The organism is Marinobacter sp. E2 (assembly GCF_055755345.1).
In genome coordinates this window covers 2,879,663-2,904,378 of sequence record NZ_CM146911.1, presented here as the reverse complement: position 1 = coordinate 2,904,378, position 24,716 = coordinate 2,879,663, and the positions used below count along the sequence as shown (strand labels likewise).

Below are 24,716 nucleotides of genomic sequence, written 5' to 3'. Positions count from 1 at the left end.
ATTGCCCAAAAATTAAATTCAGGAAATAAACTTGGGTTGTAGTGAGTCGTCAAAAAAGACGTAACGAGGTGCCAGGCCAAAATTTATAGACAAATAGTCTTTGTTGATCTGGGTAGAATGCCGGAGAGACAAACAACTAAGAGGGTACAACTATGAGACCGCAGCAATCAGTGACGCCTGAGCTTGTCGATAGCCGGCAGGCGATTCGTGATTATTATCTCGCGGACGAGCACAAGGTCATCCACGAGATGATTGCCGGTGCCCAGTTGACCCAGGCTGAGCGCGATGCCATTTCCGCCCGTGCGGCCGAGCTGGTGCGTAACGTTCGCAAGAACGCCAAGTCCACCATCATGGAAAAATTTCTTGCGGAATACGGCCTGACCACCAAGGAGGGGGTGGCCCTCATGTGCCTCGCCGAGGCACTCCTGCGCGTGCCCGACAACACCACCATCCACGCGCTGATCGAAGACAAGATTACCTCGGGCGCCTGGGGTACCCACGTGGGCAAGGCATCCTCATCGCTGATCAACACCGCCACCGTGGCGTTGCTGATGACCAGTAACCTGCTCAAGGATTCCGAGCGCAACACGGTGGGCGACACCCTCCGTAAGCTGCTCAAGCGCTTTGGTGAGCCGGTGATCCGCACCGTGGCGAACCAGGCCATGAAGGAGATGGGCCGGCAATTCGTGCTGGGCCGCGACATTGAAGAAGCCCAGGATGAAGCCAAGGAATACATGGCCAAGGGCTACACCTACTCCTACGACATGCTGGGCGAGGCCGCTCGCACTGACGATGACGCCAAGCGCTACTACGAAGCCTATTCCAATGCCATCGACAGCATTGCCAAGGCCAACGAAGGCGACGTTCGAAAGAACCCCGGCATTTCCGTGAAGCTCTCGGCGCTCCTTGCCCGCTACGAGTATGGCAATAAGGAACGGGTGATGAACGAGCTGCTGCCCAGGGCCCGTACCCTGGTGAAAAAGGCTGCCGCCGCCAACATGGGCTTCAACATTGATGCCGAGGAACAGGAGCGGCTGGACCTGTCGCTGGATGTGATCGAAGCACTGGTGTCCGATCCCGAGCTGGCGGATTGGGAAGGCTTCGGGGTTGTGGTCCAGGCCTACGGCAAGCGTTCGTCGTTCGTGATCGACTGGCTGTACGGGCTGGCCGAGAAATACGACCGTAAATTCATGGTCCGTCTGGTGAAAGGCGCCTACTGGGATGCCGAGATCAAGCGGGCCCAGGTGATGGGCCTCAGCGGCTTCCCCGTGTTTACCCGCAAGGCGTGCAGCGATGTGTCGTTCCTGTCCTGTGCCACCAAGCTGCTGAACATGACCAACCGCATTTACCCGCAGTTTGCCACCCACAACGCGCATTCGGTGTCGGCCATTCTGGAAATGGCCAAGACCAAGGGTGTGGACAACTACGAATTCCAGCGTCTGCACGGCATGGGCGAGTCGCTGCACAACGAAGTGCTGCGGGTTAGCGGCGTACCCTGCCGGATCTACGCGCCGGTGGGCCCTCATAAGGACCTGCTGGCTTACCTGGTGCGTCGACTGCTGGAGAATGGTGCCAACAGCTCCTTCGTGAACCAGATTGTCGACAAGCGCATTACTCCTGAGGAAATCGCCAAGGATCCGATCCTTAGCGTCGAGGAAATGGGCAACAACATTTCCAGCAAGGCCATCGTGCATCCGTTCAAGCTGTTCGGGGATCAGCGCCGTAACTCCAAGGGCTGGGATATCACCGATCCGGTGACCGTCAACACCATCGAAGAGGGCCGGGGCGCCTACAAGGATTTTCGCTGGAAGGGCGGCCCCGTGATCGTGGGCGAGGTGGCCGGCTCGGAAGTTCAGGTGGTGCGCAACCCGGCCGATCCGGACGACCTGGTGGGTCACGTGACCCAGGCCTCCGATGCCGATGTCGACACCGCGATTGGCGCCGCTGTGAAGGGCCTTGAAAGCTGGTCAAAGACGCCGGCGGAAGAGCGTGCTGCGCTGGTGCGCAAGATCGGTGACATCTATGAGGAACATGCCCACGAGCTGTTCGCGTTGACCACCCGGGAGGCCGGTAAATCCCTGCTGGATGCCGTGGCGGAGATCCGTGAGGCGGTGGACTTCACCCAGTACTACGCCAACGAAGCCATCCGCTACAAGGACAGCGGCGATACCCGCGGCGTGATGTGCTGCATCTCGCCCTGGAACTTCCCGCTGGCCATCTTCACCGGCCAGATCGCGGCCAACCTGGCGGCGGGCAATACCGTCGTTGCCAAGCCGGCTGAACAGACCTCCCTGCTGGCGGTGCGTGCCGTGGAACTGATGCACGAGGCCGGCATCCCCAAAGATGCCATCCAGTTGCTGCCCGGTACCGGTGCCACCGTGGGTGCCGCGCTGACCTCGGACTCCCGCGTAAGCGGTGTTTGCTTCACCGGCTCCACCGCAACCGCCCAGCGCATCAACAAGGTGATGACCGAGAACATGGCGCCGGATGCGCCGCTGGTGGCCGAAACCGGTGGCCTGAACGCCATGATCGTGGATTCCACCGCGCTGCCGGAGCAGGTGGTGCGGGATGTGCTGGCCTCCTCGTTCCAGAGCGCCGGCCAGCGGTGTTCCGCTCTGCGCATGCTCTATGTGCAGAAGGACATTGCCGATAGCTTGCTGGAAATGCTGTACGGCGCCATGGACGAACTGGGCATTGGCGACCCGTGGTTGCTGTCTACCGACGTGGGGCCAGTGATCGACGAGAATGCGCGCAAGAAGATTGTCGATCACTGCGACAAGTTCGAGCGTAACGGCAAGCTCCTGAAAAAAATGCCGATTCCACAGAAGGGACTGTTCGTCTCGCCGGCGGTACTGAGCGTGAACGGCATCGAGGACCTCGAAGAAGAGATCTTCGGGCCGGTGCTGCACGTGGCCACCTTCGAGGCGAAGAACATCGACAAGGTGGTGGATTCGATCAATGCCAAGGGCTATGGCCTGACCTTCGGCCTGCACAGCCGTGTGGATCGCCGCGTAGAGCGCATTACCAGCCGCATCAAGGTGGGCAACAGTTACGTGAACCGCAACCAGATCGGCGCCATTGTCGGTTCCCAGCCGTTCGGCGGCGAGGGACTCTCCGGCACCGGCCCCAAGGCTGGCGGCCCGCAGTATGTGCGTCGATTCCTGAAAGGTGAAACGGTGGAACGTCCTGCCGACTCCGGCGCGAAAACCGTGGATGCGAAACAGCTGCAGAAGCTGATCGGTCAGCTCGACAAGCTCACCGCGCCCAAACCCGATGTCCGCGTTGAGGCCCTGAAACCGGTGTTCGGCAAGGTGCCGGAGCCGCTGGATGCCCACGTGGAGGCGCTCCCGGGGCCGACCGGTGAAACCAACCGCCTGTCCAATCACGCCCGGGGTGTGGTGCTGTGTCTGGGGCCCGATCGTGAAACCGCTCTGGCACAGGCCGGGACGGCACTGTCTCAGGGTAACAAGGTGGTGGTGATTGCACCGGGTGTGCAGGACATCATCGACCAGGGCGCCAAGGCGGGCCTGCCGATTTCCGGTGCTGAAGGCCTTCTTGAGCCGAATGCCCTGGCCACGGTGGACGGGTTTGAAGCGGTTGTGAGCTGTGCCGAACAAGCCTTGCTAAAGCAGTACCGTGAGGCGCTGGCGAAGCGCGACGGCGCATTGCTGCCGCTGATTACCGAGCACACACTGGACCAGCGCTTCGTGATCGAGCGTCATCTGTGTGTGGACACCACCGCAGCCGGCGGTAACGCCAGCCTGATTGCCGCTTCCGAGTAAGGGGTTATCGGGCCGCGTAACGCTCGTGGAGAATGCCGACCCTGTGCACGTAGGCTTTGGTCTCGGCATAGGGCGGCACGCCCTGGTAGCGGCTGACCGCGCCAGGCCCCGCGTTGTAAGCGGCGGTGGCCAGCTTGATGTCGCCGTTGAAGCGCTCAAGCATGTTCGCCAGGTAGTTGACTCCACCGCGAATGTTCTCGGCCGCTGCGAGGGCGTTTTTCACGCCCAGCTCCGCCGCCGTAGCGGGCATCAGTTGCATCAGGCCCTGGGCACCCACCGGTGACAGGGCCTTTTCATTGAACGCCGACTCGGCATGGATAACGGCCCGTACAAGAGCCGGATCTACTCCGAATTCGGCGGCTGCGGTCTGGATCTCGGTCTGGAAGGGTTGGGTGAACAGCGGCGTGGTGCGCCAGTCTACCCGTGAGTCCGGGTCGCAGGCGTAGCAATGGAACCTGATAACGTCGAACTCGGCCGCGGTCGGTTGGCTACTGCTGTAAGCCACTACGCCATTTTCGTCCCGGTAACGGTAAACGGTATCGTTACCGGTTGAGGCCCTCGGTTGGGCCGCGTCCTTCACATTGGTGAACTCCACCGTGCCGTCCGGGTGGACGATGCGTTTGATGCCGTCCGCCATTGCCGGCGCAGCCAGAGTGAGCGCCGTCGCCAGGAGGGTGGAGGTCCAGTGTGATCTGCAGATTGTCATTACTTGCTCATGCAGTTGACGGTCGTTTTCCAAAAGGGCGCACGGGCGCCTTCGTCCAGATTATACGGTGTCGGTTACCGTAATAAAGCGCGGGCTTTGTCGGAAAAATGTTACTTTCTGCGTAATGCCAGCCTGTTCTCATTTCCAGGAGCGACCATGACGGACCCCACGACGACCGCCCATTCTGAAGAAGTCTCCAACGTCATTCTCATTGGGATGCCAGGCAGCGGCAAGAGCACCGTCGGGGTACTGCTGGCAAAACATCTGGGCCTGGGCTTTGTCGACACTGACCTGTTGATCCAGGAACACGCCGGTCGAACCCTCCAGCACATTGTGGACCACGACGGCTACCAGGCCCTGCGCAGGATCGAGGAGCAGGTGCTGCTGGAGCTGAATGCCGACCACAAGGTGATCAGTACCGGAGGCAGCGCCGTGTACAGTACCGCCGCCATGGATCACCTCAAGACCCGGGGCGTTGTGGTGTTTCTGGATATCCCTCTGCCGGTGGTCACTGAGCGCATCGGCGACCACAGCATGCGCGGTATCTCCCGCCGCCCTGACCAGTCTCTCGAGGATCTGTTTGAGGAACGCCACCGCCTTTACCAGCGCTACGCGGACCTGACCGTGGCAGGGGAGGGCAAGACCCAGGACGAGGTCTGCCAGGCGGTGGTCAGCCAGTTACCGACCCGCTCCGGGTTGTTCCGCGCTCCCTAGCGGGCGTAGTCCTTCCCCTACTTCCCAGCCGGGTCCGGCCCTAGACGAATACCGGCATTGACCTGATTGTTCACTCGCACCGCCGCGAGCACGATGGCTCCATCAGAATTGGAGCCAGTCGTGACTACAAAACCTCGCTTTCCTGTATCGATGTTGATGGCTGTCAGCGCAGCGCCCGCGCTGCTGAGCGCCACCGCGTTTCTTTTCGCCCTGTCCGGGCCGAGCCGGTTTGTACTGGCAGTCACGCTCTTGGCCGTCGGCCTCGGCGCCGCCCTGCTGGCAAGAATCCTGTGCATGCGCGGGTCGGCAGCGTTCGCCGCCGCCATGGAAAACCAGGCTGCGGAGCTGTCCGTGTCGGACCGGCCCCAGCGGCAGGCCTGCGAACAGCTGGGATCCGAGCTTTTGCCCATCTGGTCCCAGCAGATCGAAACCGCCCGGGCCCAGACCGAAAGCGCCATCACCGATCTGACCACCTGTTTCAGTCACCTGGCCGGGGAGTTGCGCAGTGCCACCAGCATGTCATCGGAAGTGGCCGATTCACTGGAAGGCGGGCTGGGTGGTGTTTTCGGCAAGGCCGAGAAAGAGCTTCAGTCAGTAGTCGATACCCTGCAGAGAGCCCTGGAGGACCGGGATGGCCTGCTGAAGCAGATCAACGGCCTGGACACCTTCGTCGATGAGCTCGACACCATGGCCCAGGACGTTGCAACCATTGCCGGGCAGACCAATCTGCTGGCGTTGAACGCGGCCATTGAGGCGGCGCGGGCCGGGGAACACGGGCGTGGTTTCGCCGTAGTGGCAGACGAGGTGCGCAAACTCTCCCGGCTGTCGGCGGAAACCGGGGAACGGATCAGTACTAAGGTGGGGTATATCGGTGAGTCCATTCGCTCGGCGGTGAGCGCGGCCCAGGACGCCCGGGGCCGGGATGGCGAGGCGGTGTCCGTCTCCGAGCGCACCATTGAGCAGGTGCTCACGAGCTTCCGGGGCTTCGGTACCCGGCTGGTGGAGTCTGCCGAGGCCCTGCGTCGCACTAACGTGGGCATCCAGTCGGAAGTCGAGCAGGCCCTGGTTCAGCTTCAGTTCCAGGACCGCACCAGCCAGATGTTGACCCACGTGCGTGCCAACATCGGAGCGGTTAGCGACACCCTGGGTGCCGGTGACCTTCCCGACGTGGAGGCGGTGATGCGGCAGATGGAGGCCTCCTACGTCATGGCCGAAGAACGCAGCAATCATCGCAGCGGCCACCGTAGCCAGGAAACCGCGCAGGCGGTAACCAGCGGCGACATAACCTTCTTCTGAACACAGTGAGGCCGGCGTTGGCCGGCAAAAACAGACAGCTAACGGGTCAAATGTATGGCTAAAAGTATTCTGATTGTAGATGACTCGGCGTCCATCCGGCAGGTGGTATCGCTCACCCTCAAGGGCGCGGGCTTTGACGTGATTGAAGCCTGCGACGGCCGCGATGCCCTGAGCAAGCTCAACGGGCAGCGGGTGCACCTGATGATCTCGGACGTGAACATGCCGAACATGGACGGCCTTACCTTCCTGCGTGAGGTCAAGGCCCGCCCCGAGTACAAGTTCACACCCGTGATCATGCTCACCACCGAGTCTGCCGAGGACAAGAAAATGCAGGGTCAGGCTGGCGGCGCCAAGGCCTGGATGGTGAAACCCTTCCAGCCCCAGCAGATGCTGGCGGCCGTCAACAAACTGGTGGGGCCATGAGCGCGGTTGCCGATTTTGACGCCCTTACCGGCTGCCTGTCGTTCCGGGGCGAGCTCACCATCTACGAGGCCAATTCGGCGTCCGAACACCTGTGCCGGGCCTTCGCCACTGGTGGGCTTCGCCAGGTCGATCTGGGAGCGGTGACCGAGCTGGATACCGCTGGCCTGCAAATCCTCCTGCTGGCAAGGCGCCTGGAATCGCAGGGCAGTGAGAGGGTTGCGCTCATCAACCACAGTGAGGCCGTTCGTGAAGTCTTCGAGCTGGCCAACCTGGAGTCACAGCCATGAACATGGAACAGGCGCTGCAAACCTTCCTTGATGAGAGTCGGGAGCTGCTGTTTGACATGGAGAACATCCTGCTCGAACTGGAAGCCCGGCCGGGCGAGGCGGAGCTGCAGAATGCCCTCTTTCGTTGTGTGCATACCGTGAAAGGGTCTGCGGGCATGTTCGGCCTGGACCACGTGGTGGCATTCACCCACGTGGTCGAGAATGTTCTCGATCGCCTGAGAGCCCACGAAATCTCCCTAAGCCGGGAGCTGGCCAACCTGCTTCTGCGCTGCCGGGACCACATCAGTCTTCTGGTGGAGGTGCCCGAACCGGCCGAGGCCGAAGAACTGCAGCCCGCGGGGCAGGCCCTGCTGACGGAGCTTGAACCCTTCCAGTCCCTCTCCGTCGCCGGGGCGGCGGCTCCGGCACAGGAAACACCGGTGTCTGACGGCGCCGACGATCTGTGGCAGATCCGGATCCGCATCCATGCCGATGCCCTGCGCCACGGTATGGACCCGTTGGGCTTTATCCGATTCCTGGGCACCCTGGGGCAACTGGAGCAGGTGACTGTTCTGGAACAGGGGCTGCCGACACTGTCCGACTTCGATCCCGAGGCCTGTTACCTGGGTTTTGACCTGGCTCTGCGCACTGCCGCCGGTCTAAGCGACATCGAGGATGTGTTCGAATTTGCCGGTGAGCTATACGAGCTGCAGATCTCTCGTCCGCAGGCTGATGATGAGCCCGAGTCCGTTCCCTCAGGGGCACCTGCGGAACCCGAGCGCGAAACGGAACCGGCTTCTGACACGCGCACCGGAGACGCCGACCCACAGCAGAGCCGGCGGAAGAAATCGGTGCAACACCTGAGAATCCAGGCGGACAAGCTGGACAACCTGATCAATCTGGTGGGAGAGCTGGTGATTGCCTGTGCGACGGTATCGCTGGATGCGGAGCGCTCCGGCGATGCGGCTTCCCGTGAGACCGCCGCCAACCTCAACCTTCTGGTGGAGGAAATCCGCGACAGCTCCCTCGACCTGCGCATGGTGCCCATTGGTGAAACCTTCCAGCGCTTCCAGCGGGTGGTTCGCGATGTGTCGTCGGAGCTGGGCAAGGACATTGAGCTGGTGATCACCGGCGCCGATACCGAGCTGGACAAGACAGTGGTCGAGAAGATCGCCGATCCGCTGACTCACCTGGTGCGCAACGCCTGCGACCACGGCATCGAGTTGCCCGAGGTCCGCCTGGGTAAGGGCAAGTCGGCCCAGGGCCGGGTGCACCTGAATGCCTACCACGAGTCCGGCGCCGTGGTGATTGAAGTGAGCGATGACGGCAGCGGTCTCAATCGTGACCGGTTGCTGGCCAAGGCGATCGAGCGCGATCTGGTGAAACCGGATGCAGTGCTCTCTGACAACGAACTTTTCAACCTGATTTTCGAGCCGGGTTTCTCCACCGTGGAGCAGGTTACCAACCTGTCCGGCCGCGGGGTGGGCATGGATGTGGTTCGCCGCAACATCGAGGCGCTGCGCGGCATGGTGGAGCTGGAATCGCCCGGCGTTGCCGGCGGTACCACCTTCCGAATCCGCCTGCCGCTGACCCTGGCCATCATTGATGGCTTCCTGGCCAGCGTAGGCGAAGCCACTTACGTGGTGCCCCTGGAGATGGTGGTCGAGTGCACGGAGCTGAGTGCCGATCAGCAGGCGCTCAGTGCTGGCCAGGACTACCTCAACCTGCGGCAGGAGGTCCTGCCTCTGGTGCGGCTCAGGGATCAGTTCTGTGTGCCGGGCCAACCAGGCCGGCGACAGAACATCATTGTGGTGCGCCACGCCGGTCGCAAGGCGGGCCTGATCGTGGACGATCTGCTGGGCGAGCACCAGACCGTGATCAAACCGCTGAACGGCATTTTTTCTCATCTCAAAGGGTTGTCTGGCTCCACCATTCTGGGGAGCGGCCAGGTGGCCCTGATTCTGGACGTGCAGGCCCTGATCTCCCAGATAAGCCATCGGGAGCAGGAAGCGCTGAGTGCGCAGGGAATGCGTTTAAACCAACCAAGACATGGCCTAACACAGGGGATCAAATCCAATGAGCCTGTTCAATAATCTTCGAATTTTCACCAAACTGATGGGCGCCTTCGGGGTTGTCCTCGTGTTGTTCCTGGTCACCGGCGTGTTTGCGCTGATGCAGATGTCGACCATGAACGATTCCGCCAACGAACTGGCGGATAACTGGATGGTGTCGGTGGATGCCGCCCAGACCATGGATTCACTGGTTGGCGATTACCGCCGGTTTGAGCTTGAGCACATTATTTCCCAGACGGCCGAGGAAATGGCCGGCAATGAAAAGCGGATGGATGGGATCATTGGTCGACTTGAGACGGTCACGGCCACTTTTTCGGCGCTTCTGACCTTGCCCGAGGAAAAGGCGCTGTTCGAGCAGTATCAGTCCGCGTGGAACAGTTACCAGACCGAACACAAGAAGCTGCTGTCGCTCTCTCTCGCCGGGAAGACCGACGAGGCGCTGTCCTATTACCGGGGGGAATCCAGAGCGGCCTATAACAGCATCAGCGATGCCATAGAGCGCAACGTGGCCTGGAATGCGGAAATGGGCCGGGCCGCCAGCGATGCGGCGAGCGAAGCCTATGAGGCAGCGCAGCTGGCCGTGATTATCCTGTTGTCCGTGAGCATTCTGCTCGGCCTTGGTCTGGCTTATCTGATTGCGCGCAGCATCACCGGTGCCATCCGTGAGGCCATGGCCGCGGCCACCAGCATTGCCGACGGCGATCTGACCGTGAAAGTGGAAGCCCGCAGCCGTGACGAGATTGGTCAGATGATGGACACCATGCAGCGCATGGTGGCGAAGCTGTCCCAGGTGATTTCTGAAGTTCGCTCGGGTGCCGACAACCTGGCGTCTGCGTCGGAAGAGGTCAGTGCCACCAGCCAGTCGCTGTCCCAGGCTTCGAGCGAGCAGGCTTCCAGCGTTGAGGAAACCAGTGCCTCCATGGAGCAGATGACCGCTTCCATCAGCCAGAACACCGAGAACGCGTCCATTACCGACGGCATGGCCAGCAAGGCCTCCCGGGAAGCGGTGGAAGGTGGCGAGGCCGTTGGCCAGACCGTTACCGCCATGAAGAGCATTGCCGAGAAGATCTCGATCATCGACGACATTGCCTACCAGACCAACCTGTTGGCCCTGAACGCGGCCATTGAGGCCGCCCGGGCCGGCGAGCATGGCAAGGGCTTCGCGGTTGTTGCCGCCGAGGTTCGCAAGCTCGCCGAGCGCAGCCAGGTGGCTGCCCAGGAAATCGGTGAAGTGGCCGGCTCTTCGGTTGAGCTGGCGGAGCGTGCCGGTCGCCTGCTGACCGAGATGGTGCCGTCGATCCAGAAAACCTCCGATCTGGTTCAGGAAATCGCTGCCGCCTCCGGCGAGCAGTCTGCGGGCGTTGAACAGATCAACAGCGCCATGGAACAGCTGAACCAGATTACCCAGCAGAACGCCTCTGCCTCTGAGGAGCTGGCCGCCACCTCGGAAGAAATGTCGTCCCAGGCCGAGCAACTGCAGCAGGCCATGGCCTTCTTCCGGACCCACGACAGCCACGGTGCCCAGGCACCCATGCGCCAGGCCAAGCCAGCGGTACCTGCGAAAAAGGCCCGGGAGGTGTCCCGGCCGGTGCAGGACAACGACGAGTTTGACGCCTCTGCTTACGTACGCTTCTGATCGGAGGTGACCATGAGCCAGGTACAAAGACAGCAGGAGGTGGTCCGCATTGCGGACACCTCCGGAGACCAGAACCAGTATCTGACCTTTCAGATCGGTCGTGAAATGTTTGCCGTCGGCATTCTACACATCCGGGAAATCATAGAGTACGGCAGCCTGACCACCGTACCCATGATGCCCCGGTTCGTGCGGGGTGTGATCAACCTGCGGGGCAGCGTGGTGCCGGTCATCGACCTCTCGGCCCGGTTTGGGCGGGGTGAAAGCGCTATCAACCGCCGCAGCTGCGTGGTGATTCTCGAGGTGGAAAGCGCGGACGAGAGCCTCCAGGAGATCGGGGTGATTGTAGACGCGGTGTCCGAAGTGCTGGAGATTCCGCTGGCCGACATTGAGCCGGCGCCCAGTTTTGGCGCCCGGATCCGGGCCGATTTTATCGCCGGCATGGGCAAGGTGCAGGGCCAGTTTGTGATTCTGCTGGACGTTCAGCAGGCACTGAACACCCGTGAAATGGCCGAACTGGCCGCGATCTCGGATGGCCACCAAGATGTCGCCGACCACTGAGCTTCGTGTTGAGAGCGTAAAGGGTGCGGTGAATGCCGCCCCGGTTCTCGGCGAGGCCGAGTTCCGGGAGTTTCAGGCGATGATCTTTGCCGTGGCCGGTATTCATATGCCGGCCAGCAAGCGAACGATGGTTGCCGGGCGACTCTCCAAGCGGTTGAAGGCGCTGGAACTGGGCAGCTATGCCGAGTACTGGCGCTACCTGAAAGCGAATGCTGCGGAGAAGCAGACCGCGGTCGATCTTCTCACCACCAACGAAACCTACTTTTTCCGGGAGCCGCGGCACTTCGAGTTCCTGCGGGACCGGATTCTGGCCGAAAGACGTCGGCAGGGCCGTTTTCGCCTCTGGAGCGCTGCCTGTTCCAGCGGCGAGGAAGCCTACACTGCGGCCATGGTGTTGGCGGATACGCTCGGTGCCAGTGGCTGGGAAGTCCTGGCCTCCGATATCAGTACCCAGGTTCTGGAAAAGGCGAGAGCCGGTCGTTATCCCCTGGCACGGACCGACCGGATACCGCCGGAATGCCTGAAGCGCCATTGCCTGAAAGGCATCGGTGAAGCCGCCGGTACCCTGATGGTGGATCCGGTTTTGCGGTCGCGGGTGGAATTCCGTCAGATCAACCTGAACACCCGGCTGCCGGATGTGGGCGAGTTCGATGTGATCTTCCTGCGCAACGTGATGATCTATTTCAATACCGAAACCAAACAGCAGATCGTGGCCCGCTTGCAGGCCTGTTTGCGCCCCGGCGGTTACCTGCTCATCGGCCACTCGGAGACCCTCAACGGGTTCCAGAACGGGCTCGAGGCGGTGGCGCCCTCCATTTACCGGAAGCGAAAATGACCGCACAACTGGGTTCGGGTATCGATATCTTTCTTCATCCGGGCGACTGGTACTTCGGGGATCGCGACACCCGGATTCATACCACTCTGGGGTCCTGCGTCGCGGTAACACTCTGGCACCGGGAGCTGAAGCTCGGCGGCATGTGCCATTACATGCTGCCGGGGCGAAGCCTTGAGGGCGAGCTCAATGCCCGTTATGGCGAGGACGCCCTGCAGTTGCTGGTTGCCGAAATTCGTCAGCAGGGCACGGCGGTTTCCGATTACGAGGCGAAACTGTTCGGGGGCGCCAGCATGTTTGACGTGGGGCCCCATGGCAGCTCGGTCGCCAGGCGCAATGTCGAGGCCGCCGAGGCCCTGATGCTGCGCCACGGCGTTACGGTAATCGCACGAAGCCTCGGCGGCACCGGTTACCGGCGGCTGCTCTTCAATATTGCTGATGGCGATGTCTGGGTAAGCCGCGGCGAAAGCCGGGCCGAGCCGGTTGGCCCGGTGTCTTCCGGAGGTGCGGCATGACGGCGCCGGTGTCAGTGTTCATCGTTGACGACTCGGCGGTGGTTCGGCAGGTATTGGGTCAGTTGCTGATGTCGGATCCCGGGATCCGGGTCGCCGGCGCGGCGCCTGATCCGATCTTTGCCTTGCAGAAAATGCAGAAGGACTGGCCCGACGTGATCATCCTGGACGTGGAAATGCCCAGGATGGATGGCATCACCTTTCTTCGCAAGCTGATGAAAGAACGCCCCACACCCGTGGTGATCTGCTCGACTCTCACCGAGAAGGGCGCGGATACCACGCTCCAGGCCCTGTCCGCCGGCGCCGTGGATATCATTACCAAGCCGAAACTCGGTTTGCGGGATTTCCTCCAGGCCGGTGGTCCGCACATGGTTCAGGTGCTTAAGGCCGCAGCCCGGGCAAAGCTCGCTGCGGTGCCCCGCGCGCGTCCCGTGGCGTCACCCGAGCCCAGGGCGGCAGCACCGGTGGCCATGGCCCGCACCACCGATCAGGTGGTGGCGCTGGGTACCTCCACCGGTGGAACCCAGGCCCTGGAAGCGGTGCTGACGCGGTTGCCGGCGGACTGCCCGGGTATTGTCGTGGTGCAGCACATGCCGGAGAAGTTCACGGCGGCTTTTGCCCAGAGGCTGAACCAGCTTTGCCGCTGTGAGGTGCGTGAGGCGGTGGACGGCGATCGGGTTATTCCCGGTCTGGTACTGATTGCCCCGGGCGGGCGCCATATGCAGCTTCGCCGCAGCGGCGCCCACTACCGGGTAGGCGTGGCCGATGGCCCGCCGGTGAACCGGCACAAGCCGTCGGTGGACGTACTGTTCCGTTCCGTTGCCAATACCGCAGGCCGCAATGCCCTGGGTATCATCATGACCGGCATGGGCGACGACGGTGCCCAGGGGCTGCTGGCCATGCGCCACGCGGGCGCCCATACCATCGCCCAGGACCAGCAAACCTCGGTGGTGTTTGGCATGCCACGGGAAGCCATCGAGCTGGGCGCCGCCGCCGAAGTCCTGCCCCTGTCGGACATGGCGCAGGCCATTATGGGGTCCGGCGGCAGACGTTCACTGGCGTCCTGACCATGGTGTTGGCCCTGAAATGTGCCTGCCGGCATGCTACATTAAAGAAGCAGACGCGATGAACGTTCAGAGGTGGACATGGGACCGCACGTTGTGATCCCGATGGCCGCATTGCCTGGAGCCGTTCTTAGGATTGCGCCAGACGGACGGATAACCGATCTCAACCCCAGCGCTGCCGCGCTTGACGACTGTCTCCAACCGGGCACCTTGCTGATTGATTGCCTGGACCTGCTCGGTCGCCCGGACCTGCAGTCACTTCTGAACAGTGACGGCAGGGGGGCCGACGATGAGTTCGAGATGGAAGCGCGGATTGGCGACCGTCTCTACCGCCTGACTCTTGGCCGGTTCCGCTGTCCGGACGGCACCCGCTTCGTCCAGCTCGCGGACATTACCGATTATCGCCATCTCTCCGAGCGCATTGCGGTCAATGAGCAACGCTTTCGCTCCCTGTTCTCCCAGAATCCTTTTGCGGTCTGCAGCATGGATCTGCAGGGCCGGCTTGTGGAAATGAATCACTGCACCGAAGAGTTGACCGGCTACCCTGAGCAGCAGCTTTGCGACTACCACTGGGAAACGCTGGTGGATCCGAGGGACCGGCAGGCGGCCAGGGAATGTTTCGAGGCAGCACTGAGCGGAATTCCCTGCAGCTACCGTTGCCGGGTTAAACGCAGTGGCGGCCAGGCCGCGCTACTGCAGGTGACCTACATCCCGATTCTGGTGGATGATGAGGTAACCGGGGTCTTCGGTGTTGCCCGTGACAAGACCGAGCGATACCGCCTGGAGGAAAGTCGACGTCTGCTACAGGCCTGCATGTCGCAAATCCACGATGTGATCATCATTACCGAAGTGGATCCGCTGGATCCGCCGGGGCCGCGCATTGTTTACGTGAACGAGGGCGTGGAGCGGATGACCGGGTATCGGCCGGATGAATTACTGGGCAATACCCCCCGGATCTTCCAGGGGCCCGACACAGACAGGGCCGCCTTGCGCAGGATACGAAGGGCATTGGAGCGCCGGGAGCCCATCAAGGAAGTACTGGTCAACTACTGCAAGAATGGCTCGCCTTTCTGGAACGAAATCGAGATTGTGCCCATACCGAAGTCTGGCGCGGAAGGTCGAGCCTATTTTGCGGCGGTGCAGCGCGACATTACCGAGACCAAGCGTCGGGAAGCCGAATTGCAACACTCCCAGGAGGAATTGCGACAGTTGAGTCGGGCCCAGGAAGGGCTGCTGGAACAGGAGCGGCGCCGGATCGCCCGGGATCTCCACGACGAACTCGGGCAAACGTTGACGGCACTCAAGCTGAACCTGGCCGTTGCCGTTGACGGCATTGACGAGTTGTCCTCAGAGCACCGTCGCCGTTTGGAAAGCACTATCGATTCGGTGGATGACGCGGTGGAAAAAGTCCGCGAAATCTCTGCAAACCTGCGACCGCCCATGCTGGACGACCTTGGATTTGAGGCGGCGGCAGAGTGGTTGCTGTCGAAATGGGGTGAGCGCAATGGCCTGGATGTGGCATGGCGCTCGGAATCGACGGAATCTGGTCGGCTCGGGGGTGAGCAGGCAACCGCTCTGTATCGCATCCTGCAGGAAGGCATGACGAATGTGAGTCGACACTCCAGAGCCTCCCGGGTAACGGTTTCATATTGCGAGACCGAGGAACGGGCGGTTCTGGAGATCCGTGACAATGGCGTGGGCTTCGACCCGGTCGCCCGCCATCACGGCTCCGGTCTTCTGGGTATCCGGGAGCGTGTAACCATGCTGGGTGGGGAGCTGACGGTCGAGTCAGCCCTGGGTAAGGGCGTGAGAATACAGGTAGAGTTGCCGCTGGCAACTGGAGAGAGAAGACCATGATTAGCGTCTACATTGCCGACGATCACAGCATTGTCCGGGAAGGTATTCGATCCCTGGTGGCGTCTGCCCCGGATATGGAAGTTGTGGGGGAAGCCTCGGATGGCGATGAGGCGCTCAGGCAGATGCCCCAGAGGAAGCCCGAAGTCTTTCTGATGGACATGTCCATGCCCGGCTGCTCAGGGCTGGAACTGATTGAACGGGTTCGCAGGCGGTCGCCCGAGACCAATATTCTGGTTCTTAGCATGCATCGGGAGGATCTGTACGCCACACGAACCATTCGGGCCGGCGCCCGGGGCTTTATTACCAAAACCCGCCCGCCCTCAGAGCTGCTAGAAGCGCTGAGGAAAGTGGCACGGGGTCAGCTTTACATTACCCGTGAGCTGGCGGACCGGCTGGCAATGGATGCGCTGACCGGAAAACCCGAGGAGGAGCCTCACGCCAGGCTGACCAAGCGCGAGTACGAGATTTTTCTGGATCTGGCCCGCGGAATGAACGTGGGCGACATAGCGGAGAAACTGCATGTCAGCTCCAAGACTGTGAGTACCCACAAGGCTCGCCTCATGGAAAAGCTGAACGCCAACAGTATTTCGGATCTCGTGCGGTACGCGCTCTCCCAGGATCTTCTATGACCGGGGTAGGGCGATCCCTACATGGTTTCAGACGTTCCCGATCGTTTTCCTTTTGAAAATCATGCACCTTGGGTTTTGGTGCCGCTATTGAGGATCATCCCATAACAATGAAGGGTTCATGTTGTAGCCTGACCGGGCCGCTGACCAATCTGCCTGTTCGGCAGAATCTGTCGGCCGCTGTCGAGCGGGCATTGCAGAACGGTTATGGCGCCGCGGTCATGGTTATGAAGATCGCTGACCTTACCGAGATTAACCATTGGCAGGGCTACGAGATTGGAGACCGGGTTATCAGCACGGTCATGGGGCGGATTGAAGCGTCCCTGCAAGACCATGACTTCGTCGGCCGACTCGGTGGTGGCCATTTCCTGGTATTCCTGAATCACGCCCAGGGGCGGGAAGCACTGGTTGAGCGTGCCGAGGCCCTGCTGGCCGCCGTCTCTGAACCGATGCAATTCGGCGCTGGGCCGTTACTGGTGAATGCCAGTGCCGGCGTGAGCCTGATGTTCGAAGATGCCGGCAGTGCAGACGACCTGCTGCGTAATGCAGAGCTGGCGCTCAGAAATGCCAGGACAGGACGTGCGCGCTTTTTCTCGCAGGACCTTCAGGCGCACCTGGCCGGTTACGCCGAAGTTCGCTCCGCCCTGGTCGGCGCCCTCGAGCGGGATGAGTTTTCCCTGGTTTATCAGCCCCAGGTGTGCGCGGCTTCGGGAAGGGTGTTCGGTGTCGAGGCCCTGTTGAGGTGGCAGTCGCCTGCACTGGGTCAGGTGCCGCCGGATCGCTTCATACCGGTAGCCGAGCATGTGGGGCTGATGCCCCGGCTGGGAGAATGGGTACTGGCCAGCGCCTGTCGCCAGGCCCGCCGTTGGCGAGCCGAGGGCAAGCCTCTGCGCGTGGCGGTGAACATCAGTGCCACCCAGCTGGATGATCCCCGGTTTGCTGATCGGGTAACAACGATTCTGGCGGAGCACTTACTGCCCCCTGCGCTGCTGGAGCTCGAGGTGACCGAGAGCATGCTGGTGGGCGACGTGGCCGAATGCCGGCGTGCCTTGCAGGCCATCCGGAATGCGGGCGTGAAGCTGGCACTGGATGATTTTGGCACCGGGTATTCCAACCTTGCCTACCTGCGCCACTTTACCTTCGATACCCTGAAAATCGACCGGCTCTTCACCAATGCCATCACCAGTGACAGCCTTGGTGACGGTCTGGTTCGTGCCATCGTGGCCATGGGTGCGGAACTGGGCCAGGAAATTGTCGCCGAGGGTGTCGAGACGGCGGAGCAGGCGGAAGCGCTGCGTCAACTGGGCTGTCCCCGGATGCAGGGCTATTATTTCAGCCGTCCTGTCCCCGCCGGTGAAATCTCGGTAATGCCGGGTATCGGTGCTGCAGACGAGGCTCCATCGTTGCTATAGTGGCGGAAAACGTCCGGGAGCAACGCGCGATGCCTAACCGCCTCACAAGTCTTATTCTCTTTGCGCTTCTTACGCTGCTGTTGGCATCGGCCCACGCCGAGTCCTCCGACCCCGGCTCTCCGAGCGTGGAGACGCTGAAGCAGGAAACCGAAGACCTTGGCCAGGCCCTGAAAAACTACGGCGCCGACCAGAAAGAGCAGGCCGAGGAGTCAATCAATCAGACGCTTTCCGCCATCGACAAGCGAATCAGAGAGCTTGAGCAGCAGCTCTCTGAAAACTGGGACGACATGAGCGACACGGCCCGGGAGCGGGCCCAGAAAAGCCTGGAATCCCTGCGTGAGCAGAGGGCCCGGGTGGCGGACTGGTACGAGGAGCTGAAAGCCAGTTCGGCGTCGGCCTGGGAGCGCGCCCGCGAGGGCTTTTCCGACGCCTGGGAAACCTTGTCTGAACGCTGGAATGCCACCGAAAAGCAACTGGACAGCAAACCCGACAAGCGTTCAGACAGCATTTGACAGCCGCTCAATCAGGTTGATGGGGGTGCGTCTGGCAGGCGTTTGCCTGCCCAGTTCTCCATCAGCCGGCAGGTAACCAGATCTCCAGTCACGTTAATCGACGTGCGGCACATATCCAGAATCCGGTCCACGCCCATGATCAGGGCAATGCCGCTGGGCGGCACTCCCACGGTCTGAAGAACCATCGCCAGAATCACAATACCCACGCCCGGCGTTGCCGGTGAGCCAATAGAGGCGCCAACCGCCATGGCCACCACCAGGGCCATGCTGCCGGTGCCGAGTTCAATCCCGTACACCTGCGCCAGGAAGATGGTTGCAACCGCCTGATACAGTGCGGTGCCGTTCATATTGATGGTGGCGCCCAGGGGAATCACGAACTGGGAAATGGAGGGGCGTACCCCGAGCTTGTCCTCGGCCGTGCGGATGGAAAGGGGCATCACCGCCGCCGAGCTGGACGTCGAGAAGGCCAGCAACAAAACATCGCGGGTTTCCTTGAGGAATTTCAGCGGTGGCTGGCCCACCAGCAGTTTCAGGATCACCAGGTAGACACCCAGCAACACCAGCAGGCCCACCAGCACCGTCAGCACGTAGGAGGCCATCCCGAGCATGGCCCGAAAGCCGATGGTGGTGGTGAGTTGCGCCATCAGTCCGAAGACCGCAAAGGGCGCCAGGCGCATGGCCCAGCGAACGACCGTCATGCAGATCTGTTGCAGGGAATCGAGCAGATCCAGCATTGGCCGGGATTTCTCGGGAGCCATGCTGACGAGGGCAACGCCGATAATGATCGAGAAGATCACGACCTGCAGCATCTGGCCTTCTACCATGGCATCCAGCGGGTTGCCCGGCAGCAGGCCAATCAGGGTTTTCGGCAGATCATTGACACTGGGCATGGCGGCCGCTGTGACCGGCTCCGCTGCGGTGGTAACGGCGAGGCCCTTCATCATCTGGCCCGGATTCATCAGGCCGCCCACCCAGAGTCCGATGGCGGCGGCCATGGCGGTGGTGATGACAAAGAAAGTGACTACCCGAAGGCCGAGTTTGCGCAGCTGCGACAAATCCTCGCTGGCCGCCAGGCCGCGCACCACCGAGGCAATCACCAGGGGAATCACGATCATCTGGATGGTGGCGAGAAAAAGCTGCCCCGGGAACGCCAGCCAATTGCCGATGAGAGTGCCGGTGGCCGGCGCCACCAGGCCAACCGACGGGCCGAGCAGGGTGCCAACCACCAGGCCCAGCAGCATGCCAATCAGGACCTTGAGCCACAGGCGACCCTGCACAAGCCCGGACAGGTAGACGCTCAGATGACGCAGTGGTCTAGGGTAAGAGGCACCCGAATCCTTGTCCATGTCAGCCTCAGTATCCGGTCTGCTATCGCTTCAGGGAGTTAAGCCCAGTATCCGGAGGCTGACAATGAGCCCGGTCAATTTATACAGCGCCCAGCTGGGGCACCGAGGCAATCTCTTCAGCGGTCAGGGGCCTGTAATGGCCTTCCTTCAAGCGGTTATCCAGGCAGATTGCGCCCATGCGCTCCCTGTGCAGGAAAGTGACCTGGTTGCCGACTGCATGGAACATTCGCTTCACCTGATGGTAGCGGCCCTCGTAGATGGTCACGCGGGCTTCCCGTGAACCGAGGGGTTCTATTTCGGCGGGCGAAGTCGTGATGCCTTCGTACGCAAACCAGATGCCCTCGGCAAAGCGGTGGTGGGTGTCGGCAGAGATCGGGTCGCGGGTGGTGACCCGGTAGACTTTCGGGAGCTTGACGACCGGTTCCGTCAAACGACGGGACCACAGGCCATCGTTGGTCAGGATAAGCAAGCCGGTGCTGGCACGGTCCAGTCGCCCGGCAATGTGCAGCCCGGATCGAAGCTCGGGCGCCATCAGCTCCAGGACTGTCCTATGGGCCGGGTCTCGGGTGGCGCTGAGAATTCCGGCCGGCTTGTTGAGCATGAAATAGTGCGCGGTTTCCCCGGTCTGAAACGGCTCGTTATCAACCAGCACCCGGGAAAACCGGCTGACGTCCCGGCCCGCCTCATGACAGCGGCTGCCGTCCACCGTCACTCGCCCGGCGGCGATCAGGGCATTCGCCTGCTGACGGCTGATGCCATTGCGATTACTGAGGATTCGGGACAGCTTCATGGAAGGAATCGTCTATGCTGAAACAAATGCCGATCATTATACGAGGACATGCCATGCCATTTTCTGTTGATCACCTGGCGGAACTCAACCTGTTGGGCCAGTTTCCCTCCACCTCCAACCAGGAGGGTCTGAAAGTGCATGCACACACCGCGGCGCCGGAAACCGTCAGGGCCGCCGAGAGCCTTCACGCAAAGGGGCTGATCAGCCAGAAAGATGGCGGCTACCTGACACCCCTGGGTGCAGAGGCCGTGGAACTGACCCAGAAGCTCCAGTCGATTCTCAGCAGCGCCTGACACGGCTTTCAGCCCGAGCGTTTACGAGCCGGAGAACCTTTGAGCCCGGTGGCACTCCCGCGTTAGGGTAAGGCCATGAGCAACTGGAAAAAGTCTCCTTTTCTGCTGATGGCCGGCAGCATCGCCCTGGTCGGTGTGGTTGTCGGCTTGCTGTATGCCTTTGGAGTGCACCAGCAGGTGGTGGAGCTGCTGCGGTGGTTTGATACCCAGGGCGCCTGGGCGGCGCTGATGTTCATTGCCATCATGGTGATTGCCATGGTGTGCCTGCTGCCGGGCGTTCTGCTGACCACCGGCGCAGGATTCGTATTCGGCGTGCTGGAGGGCACTGCCTACGTGGTTGTAGGTACCACCCTGGGCTCGGCCCTTGCGTTCCTGATTGCCCGCCACTTCCTCGGGGACCACGCCCGGGTTTACATCCGCGACCGCGCCCGGCTGTCCATGGTCAGCAACGAGATGGCGCCCCACGGCTGGAAGATCGTGCTGCTGACCCGGCTGATCCCGTTTTTCCCGGGAAAGCTGTCCAACTACCTCTTCGGTCTGACCCGATTTTCGTTCGGTGGCTTTGTGGCCGGAACCTTTGTCGGGGTGATCCCCTTCTCCCTTCACAACGTCTACCTTGGGTCACTGGCTGCCGATCTATCCACCCTCGGTGTCCGCGAGAGCGCCCGTACCCCCCTGGAATGGGCTATCTACGGAGCTGGCTTTTTCGGCACGGTGATTGCGGTGGTATTCCTGAACCGGCTGGCCCGGCGGGCCCTGGCCCGCTACCGGATGGAGACCGAACCCACTGAACAGGAGGCCTCTGAATGAGCTGGATGAAATGGTTGCCCTGGCGGTATGTCGTCAAGCGCATGGCCCAACGCCACGGCTTTCTCGACCCCATTGCCCTGCTGGCCAGGTTACACAGCTTCGCCCAGCCCTCGGAGGTGGGCGAGCCCATCGAGCTGTTACGGGCCGGCGTGGTGTTTCACGCCCGGGGTCTGATTAACAGCCGGGTTATCCAGCACAACCTCGACTGGGTCTGGCCCTACTGGGTGGAGCGCCAGTTTGATCCGGAAGATCCGGCGTTCATTCCCCGCGCCTTTTCCATCACTCACATTAACCTGAGCAATCGGAACTGGACGGCGATTGGCCAGCCGGACGTGGATGAGTTGCCGGTGGTGGATCCCCGCGGACTGGTGACGCCGTTTTACGACGGCTGGTCCCTGGATGCCTGGATACTGGCGGACGACGGCCGGTGTCTGCTGCCCTCCCGCTGCAAGGCCACCCGACAGCGCCAGGAGTTCGAGAATGGCCCCTGCGTGGTCACCGAGTCCGAGTACGAGGGGCTGAGCCTGACCAGCCGCGCCCGGGTAGTGGTGGAAGGCGGCCGGCCTGTGTGCGAACTGACGCTGACGGCGGTGTCTGACACCTCCGGATCGCTGGTGCTGTCCCTGCGGCCTGCCAACCCCGAGGGCATCAGCTTCATCAATCGGGTCCGGTTGTCGGAACGGCGCGATGCCTGGGAGGTGGACGGCAAGCAGAGTGTGTTTTTCAGTCAGGCGGCCCAGCGCCATCATGTGTCGGATTACAACCAGGGCGACGTGCGCATTCACCTGTTCGACAAGGAGGATCAGAGTGAGGGCCGTTGCGACGTGGGCATGGTAACCGCGGCCGCCCTGTTTCCGCTGGAGGCGGGCGAGGTGTCCGAGCTGACCGTGCGGGTACCCCTGGCCGAGGCGCCGGCACCGGCGATTCCGGGGGACGGCTGGGCCCGGGCCCTCAAGGGGCATGCCCGGCTTGAATGCCCGGACGACACCTGGCGCTTCCTGTACGAAGCCGCCATTCACTCGCTGGTTCTGCACTCCCCCGAGGATGTCTATCCGGGACCCTATACCTACAAGCGCTTCTGGTTCCGGGATGCCGCCTTCATCATTCACGCGCTGCTGTGTACGGGCCTGACTGACCGTGCCGAACGCGCCCTGTATCAGTTTCCAGACCGGCAGCTGAAGAGCGGCTATTTCCGGTCCCAGGAAGGCGAGTGGGACGCCAACGGGGAAGTACTCTGGATTCTCCGGCGATTCCATGAACTGACTGGTCGCCCGCTGCACCGTGAGTGGCAGGAGCCGGTGCGCCAGGGCGCGCGCTGGATCCAGAAAAAACGGGTGAGCGATACCCTGAACAAACCGCATGCCGGCTTGTTGCCGGCCGGATTCAGTGCCGAGCACCTGGGACCCAACGATTACTATTACTGGGACGATTTCTGGGGCGTGGCCGGTCTGGAAGCGGCCGAGGCCCTGTTCCGGCCACTGGATAAGGAAACCAGCGAGCGGTTTGGTGCCGGGGCGCGGGAGTTTTCCCAGACCATCGATAGAAGCCTCGCGACCTGTGCCGAACGCCTCAAGCGCCCCGGCATGCCGGCGTCTCCCTATCGCCGTCTCGATGCCGGGGCCATCGGCTCGCTGGCCATGGGTTATCCGACCCAGCTGTGTGAACCGGACGACCCGCGTCTGCTGGATTGCGTGGAGTTCCTGCTCGACAAGTGCTTTGTGAAGGGCGCCTTCTACCAGGACATGATCCATTCCGGACTGAACGCCTACCTCACCCTGCACGTGGCGCAGGTACTGTTGAGGGCAGGGGATCCGCGCTTTCTTGAACTGGTGGACGCGGTCGCCGGCCTGGCATCACCCACGGGGCAGTGGCCGGAAGCGATCCATCCGTCGACCGGTGGCGGCTGCATGGGCGACGGCCACCATGTGTGGGCATCGGCGGAGTGGGTGCTGATGGTCCGGAACTGTTTCGTGCGCGAGGAAGGCGAGCGCCTGATCCTGTGCGCCGGCATTCCGCCGCGGTGGCTTCAGCAGGAACAGCCGATACGGTTCGGTCCGGCGCCCACGCGCTTTGGCACCCTGGATATCACCGTGCTGCCCAATCCGGGAGGAACGCCGGAGGTGACCTGGGAAGGGCGCTGGCACAACGGCGAACCGGAGATCGAAGTAAGGCTGCCGGAGTCACCCGCCTGACTATCTGTACTGGTTCGGAATCGGGTTTTCTGTATCTGTTTTGTTTGCCTGCTAACTTATAGAGTAGATGATTTACAGATCCACCTGGCCCGGTTTCGAATCATGCGTTCACTGTTTTTCTCATTCTTTGTTCCGGCCCTGTTCGTATGGCTTTGGAGCACTGGCTTTATCGGCGCCAAATACGGCCTGCCCTACGCAGAGCCGTTCACCCTGCTGCTGATTCGCATGCTGTTGACTCTGGTGCTGCTGGCGGGCCTGGCGCTGATCATGAAGACCCGTTGGCCGGGGTGGCGCAGTGCCGGGCATCTGGCTGTCACCGGCCTGCTGGTGCACGGCTTCTACCTGGGCGGCGTGTACTACGCGATTCAGGACGGCATGGCTTCCGGCATCGTGTCACTGATCGTAGGGCTTCAGCCCCTGGTAACGGCGGCAGCGGCGGTGGTAATTCTGCGCGAGGCGGTGAGTGCTCGCCAGTGGGCTGGTCTGGCCCTGGGGCTGGTGGGTGTGGCGCTGGTGCTGTTCGAGAAATACGGCACCGGCGGCCAGGGGCCGGGCTATTCGCCCTGGAGTCTGCTTTGGGCCGTGCTTGCGCTGGCCGGTATTTCCATGGGCACCGTTTACCAGAAACGCTTTGGCACCAGCGCCGATCTGGTGGCCGGCTCACTGATCCAGTTCTCGGCGGCGGCCGCACTGTTTACCCTCGGCGCCTTTGCCCTGGAAACCCGCGAGGTGGAGTGGAGCCTGCAACTGCAGCTGTCCATGGCGTGGCTGGTGGTGGGTTTGTCCATCGGCGCGGTACTGCTGCTGATGTGGCTGATTCGCCAGGGTGCGGCGTCGCAGGTGGCCAGCCTGTTCTACCTGGTGCCACCGGTGACCGCCCTGGAGGCCTATTTCCTGTTCGATGAACGCCTGGGCGGGCTGGCCATGTCCGGCGGCCTGATTGCCATCGTTGGCGTGGCCCTGGTGGTCACCCAGAAGAAACCCGCATGACGGTTGCAGGCGGGACAGGGAGCGCGG

22 protein-coding genes are annotated in these 24,716 nt (G+C 61.9%); 19 read left to right on the top strand and 3 right to left on the bottom strand.

The annotated features are described in order from the left end of the window. Nucleotides 1–152: 152 nt before the first annotated feature. The gene (putA, locus tag AC0J1C_RS13235; protein ID WP_473044269.1) at nt 153–3,782 is read left to right on the top strand and encodes a bifunctional proline dehydrogenase/L-glutamate gamma-semialdehyde dehydrogenase PutA; all 3,630 of its coding nucleotides are present in this window, start codon (nt 153–155) and stop codon (nt 3,780–3,782) included. A gap of 4 nt (nt 3,783–3,786) precedes the next feature. On the opposite strand, the gene AC0J1C_RS13230 is transcribed toward putA, so the two are convergent. Further along, a complete protein-coding gene (locus AC0J1C_RS13230; RefSeq protein WP_473044268.1) occupies nt 3,787–4,488 on the bottom strand; it encodes a lytic transglycosylase domain-containing protein in 702 nt (233 codons plus the stop codon). A gap of 156 nt (nt 4,489–4,644) precedes the next feature. Between AC0J1C_RS13230 and AC0J1C_RS13225 the strand changes: the two genes are divergently transcribed. From AC0J1C_RS13225 to AC0J1C_RS13160, 14 genes are all read left to right on the top strand, one after another. Then, nucleotides 4,645–5,202: a shikimate kinase gene (locus AC0J1C_RS13225; protein WP_473044267.1), complete on the top strand. Its 558-nt coding sequence runs from the start codon at nt 4,645–4,647 to the stop codon at nt 5,200–5,202. Nucleotides 5,203–5,322: 120 nt separating this feature from the next. After that, a complete protein-coding gene (locus AC0J1C_RS13220) occupies nt 5,323–6,498 on the top strand; it encodes a methyl-accepting chemotaxis protein (RefSeq protein WP_473044266.1) in 1,176 nt (391 codons plus the stop codon). A gap of 54 nt (nt 6,499–6,552) precedes the next feature. Continuing rightward, nucleotides 6,553–6,921 (top strand): response regulator, encoded by a 369-nt coding sequence (locus tag AC0J1C_RS13215; RefSeq protein ID WP_473044265.1) that lies wholly within the window; start codon nt 6,553–6,555, stop codon nt 6,919–6,921. After that, a complete protein-coding gene (locus AC0J1C_RS13210) occupies nt 6,918–7,208 on the top strand; it encodes a lipid asymmetry maintenance protein MlaB (RefSeq protein WP_375192250.1) in 291 nt (96 codons plus the stop codon). The genes AC0J1C_RS13215 and AC0J1C_RS13210 overlap by 4 nt, the downstream gene beginning before the upstream one ends. After that, the gene (locus tag AC0J1C_RS13205; RefSeq protein WP_473044264.1) at nt 7,205–9,280 is read left to right on the top strand and encodes a chemotaxis protein CheA; all 2,076 of its coding nucleotides are present in this window, start codon (nt 7,205–7,207) and stop codon (nt 9,278–9,280) included. The genes AC0J1C_RS13210 and AC0J1C_RS13205 overlap by 4 nt, the downstream gene beginning before the upstream one ends. Beyond that, nucleotides 9,264–10,895 (top strand): methyl-accepting chemotaxis protein, encoded by a 1,632-nt coding sequence (locus AC0J1C_RS13200; RefSeq protein WP_375192248.1) that lies wholly within the window; start codon nt 9,264–9,266, stop codon nt 10,893–10,895. The genes AC0J1C_RS13205 and AC0J1C_RS13200 overlap by 17 nt, the downstream gene beginning before the upstream one ends. A 12-nt stretch (nt 10,896–10,907) precedes the next feature. Then, on the top strand, nt 10,908–11,453 hold the full coding sequence (locus AC0J1C_RS13195) for a chemotaxis protein CheW (protein WP_375192247.1): 546 nt from the start codon (nt 10,908–10,910) through the stop codon (nt 11,451–11,453). A 79-nt stretch (nt 11,454–11,532) separates the two neighbouring features. After that, the gene (locus AC0J1C_RS13190) at nt 11,533–12,288 is read left to right on the top strand and encodes a CheR family methyltransferase (RefSeq protein ID WP_473046551.1); all 756 of its coding nucleotides are present in this window, start codon (nt 11,533–11,535) and stop codon (nt 12,286–12,288) included. After that, nucleotides 12,285–12,800, top strand: coding sequence for a chemotaxis protein CheD (locus AC0J1C_RS13185; protein ID WP_473044263.1), 516 nt, complete (start codon nt 12,285–12,287; stop codon nt 12,798–12,800). The genes AC0J1C_RS13190 and AC0J1C_RS13185 overlap by 4 nt, the downstream gene beginning before the upstream one ends. After that, complete coding sequence (locus AC0J1C_RS13180) at nt 12,797–13,864, top strand: protein-glutamate methylesterase/protein-glutamine glutaminase (protein ID WP_473044262.1); 1,068 nt, start codon at nt 12,797–12,799, stop codon at nt 13,862–13,864. Before AC0J1C_RS13185 ends, AC0J1C_RS13180 begins: the two co-directional genes overlap by 4 nt. Nucleotides 13,865–13,942: 78 nt before the next feature. Continuing rightward, nucleotides 13,943–15,718 carry a PAS domain-containing sensor histidine kinase gene (locus AC0J1C_RS13175; RefSeq protein WP_473044261.1) on the top strand — a complete coding sequence of 592 codons (1,776 nt, stop codon included), beginning with the start codon at nt 13,943–13,945 and terminating at the stop codon, nt 15,716–15,718. Beyond that, complete coding sequence (locus AC0J1C_RS13170; protein WP_473044260.1) at nt 15,715–16,347, top strand: response regulator; 633 nt, start codon at nt 15,715–15,717, stop codon at nt 16,345–16,347. The genes AC0J1C_RS13175 and AC0J1C_RS13170 overlap by 4 nt, the downstream gene beginning before the upstream one ends. A 107-nt stretch (nt 16,348–16,454) precedes the next feature. Beyond that, a complete protein-coding gene (locus tag AC0J1C_RS13165; RefSeq protein ID WP_473044259.1) occupies nt 16,455–17,756 on the top strand; it encodes a putative bifunctional diguanylate cyclase/phosphodiesterase in 1,302 nt (433 codons plus the stop codon). Nucleotides 17,757–17,785: 29 nt separating this feature from the next. Further along, nucleotides 17,786–18,268, top strand: coding sequence for a sll1863 family stress response protein (locus tag AC0J1C_RS13160; protein WP_473044258.1), 483 nt, complete (start codon nt 17,786–17,788; stop codon nt 18,266–18,268). A gap of 11 nt (nt 18,269–18,279) precedes the next feature. On the opposite strand, the gene AC0J1C_RS13155 is transcribed toward AC0J1C_RS13160, so the two are convergent. Both AC0J1C_RS13155 and AC0J1C_RS13150 read right to left on the bottom strand, forming a co-directional pair. After that, nucleotides 18,280–19,614, bottom strand: a complete 1,335-nt coding sequence (locus AC0J1C_RS13155; RefSeq protein WP_473044257.1) for a dicarboxylate/amino acid:cation symporter — start codon at nt 19,612–19,614, stop codon at nt 18,280–18,282. Between the two features lie 79 nt (nt 19,615–19,693). Further along, entirely contained in the window at nt 19,694–20,404 is a 711-nt protein-coding gene (locus tag AC0J1C_RS13150) for a pseudouridine synthase (RefSeq protein ID WP_473044256.1), read from the bottom strand. A gap of 53 nt (nt 20,405–20,457) precedes the next feature. Here AC0J1C_RS13150 and AC0J1C_RS13145 point away from each other — a divergent pair, with 53 nt between their 5' ends. The 4 genes from AC0J1C_RS13145 to AC0J1C_RS13130 all read left to right on the top strand — a co-directional run bounded on the left by AC0J1C_RS13145 (nt 20,458) and on the right by AC0J1C_RS13130 (nt 24,689). Next, nucleotides 20,458–20,697: a TIGR02647 family protein gene (locus tag AC0J1C_RS13145; protein WP_091987160.1), complete on the top strand. Its 240-nt coding sequence runs from the start codon at nt 20,458–20,460 to the stop codon at nt 20,695–20,697. A gap of 75 nt (nt 20,698–20,772) precedes the next feature. Continuing rightward, nucleotides 20,773–21,507, top strand: a complete 735-nt coding sequence (locus AC0J1C_RS13140) for a TVP38/TMEM64 family protein (protein WP_473044255.1) — start codon at nt 20,773–20,775, stop codon at nt 21,505–21,507. Continuing rightward, nucleotides 21,504–23,699: a hypothetical protein gene (locus tag AC0J1C_RS13135; protein ID WP_473044254.1), complete on the top strand. Its 2,196-nt coding sequence runs from the start codon at nt 21,504–21,506 to the stop codon at nt 23,697–23,699. The genes AC0J1C_RS13140 and AC0J1C_RS13135 overlap by 4 nt, the downstream gene beginning before the upstream one ends. A gap of 102 nt (nt 23,700–23,801) precedes the next feature. Next, nucleotides 23,802–24,689: a DMT family transporter gene (locus AC0J1C_RS13130; protein ID WP_375192236.1), complete on the top strand. Its 888-nt coding sequence runs from the start codon at nt 23,802–23,804 to the stop codon at nt 24,687–24,689. Nucleotides 24,690–24,716: the final 27 nt, after the last annotated feature.

Excerpts from the sequence above, each read along its gene's own strand:
- putA (WP_473044269.1), top strand. The coding sequence starts at position 153 with ATGAGACCGCAGCAATCAGTGACGCCTGAGCTTGTCGATAGCCGGCAG.
- AC0J1C_RS13155 (WP_473044257.1), bottom strand. The coding sequence starts at position 19,614 with ATGGACAAGGATTCGGGTGCCTCTTACCCTAGACCACTGCGTCATCTG.
- AC0J1C_RS13185 (WP_473044263.1), top strand. The coding sequence starts at position 12,285 with ATGACCGCACAACTGGGTTCGGGTATCGATATCTTTCTTCATCCGGGC.
- AC0J1C_RS13180 (WP_473044262.1), top strand. The coding sequence starts at position 12,797 with ATGACGGCGCCGGTGTCAGTGTTCATCGTTGACGACTCGGCGGTGGTT.
- AC0J1C_RS13190 (WP_473046551.1), top strand. The coding sequence starts at position 11,533 with ATGATCTTTGCCGTGGCCGGTATTCATATGCCGGCCAGCAAGCGAACG.
- AC0J1C_RS13215 (WP_473044265.1), top strand. The coding sequence starts at position 6,553 with ATGGCTAAAAGTATTCTGATTGTAGATGACTCGGCGTCCATCCGGCAG.
- AC0J1C_RS13195 (WP_375192247.1), top strand. The coding sequence starts at position 10,908 with ATGAGCCAGGTACAAAGACAGCAGGAGGTGGTCCGCATTGCGGACACC.
- AC0J1C_RS13170 (WP_473044260.1), top strand. The coding sequence starts at position 15,715 with ATGATTAGCGTCTACATTGCCGACGATCACAGCATTGTCCGGGAAGGT.
- AC0J1C_RS13130 (WP_375192236.1), top strand. The coding sequence starts at position 23,802 with ATGCGTTCACTGTTTTTCTCATTCTTTGTTCCGGCCCTGTTCGTATGG.
- AC0J1C_RS13160 (WP_473044258.1), top strand. The coding sequence starts at position 17,786 with ATGCCTAACCGCCTCACAAGTCTTATTCTCTTTGCGCTTCTTACGCTG.
- AC0J1C_RS13135 (WP_473044254.1), top strand. The coding sequence starts at position 21,504 with ATGAGCTGGATGAAATGGTTGCCCTGGCGGTATGTCGTCAAGCGCATG.
- AC0J1C_RS13205 (WP_473044264.1), top strand. The coding sequence starts at position 7,205 with ATGAACATGGAACAGGCGCTGCAAACCTTCCTTGATGAGAGTCGGGAG.
- AC0J1C_RS13200 (WP_375192248.1), top strand. The coding sequence starts at position 9,264 with ATGAGCCTGTTCAATAATCTTCGAATTTTCACCAAACTGATGGGCGCC.
- AC0J1C_RS13225 (WP_473044267.1), top strand. The coding sequence starts at position 4,645 with ATGACGGACCCCACGACGACCGCCCATTCTGAAGAAGTCTCCAACGTC.
- AC0J1C_RS13210 (WP_375192250.1), top strand. The coding sequence starts at position 6,918 with ATGAGCGCGGTTGCCGATTTTGACGCCCTTACCGGCTGCCTGTCGTTC.
- AC0J1C_RS13230 (WP_473044268.1), bottom strand. The coding sequence starts at position 4,488 with ATGACAATCTGCAGATCACACTGGACCTCCACCCTCCTGGCGACGGCG.
- AC0J1C_RS13165 (WP_473044259.1), top strand. The coding sequence starts at position 16,455 with ATGAAGGGTTCATGTTGTAGCCTGACCGGGCCGCTGACCAATCTGCCT.
- AC0J1C_RS13175 (WP_473044261.1), top strand. The coding sequence starts at position 13,943 with ATGGGACCGCACGTTGTGATCCCGATGGCCGCATTGCCTGGAGCCGTT.
- AC0J1C_RS13145 (WP_091987160.1), top strand. The coding sequence starts at position 20,458 with ATGCCATTTTCTGTTGATCACCTGGCGGAACTCAACCTGTTGGGCCAG.
- AC0J1C_RS13140 (WP_473044255.1), top strand. The coding sequence starts at position 20,773 with ATGAGCAACTGGAAAAAGTCTCCTTTTCTGCTGATGGCCGGCAGCATC.
- AC0J1C_RS13150 (WP_473044256.1), bottom strand. The coding sequence starts at position 20,404 with ATGAAGCTGTCCCGAATCCTCAGTAATCGCAATGGCATCAGCCGTCAG.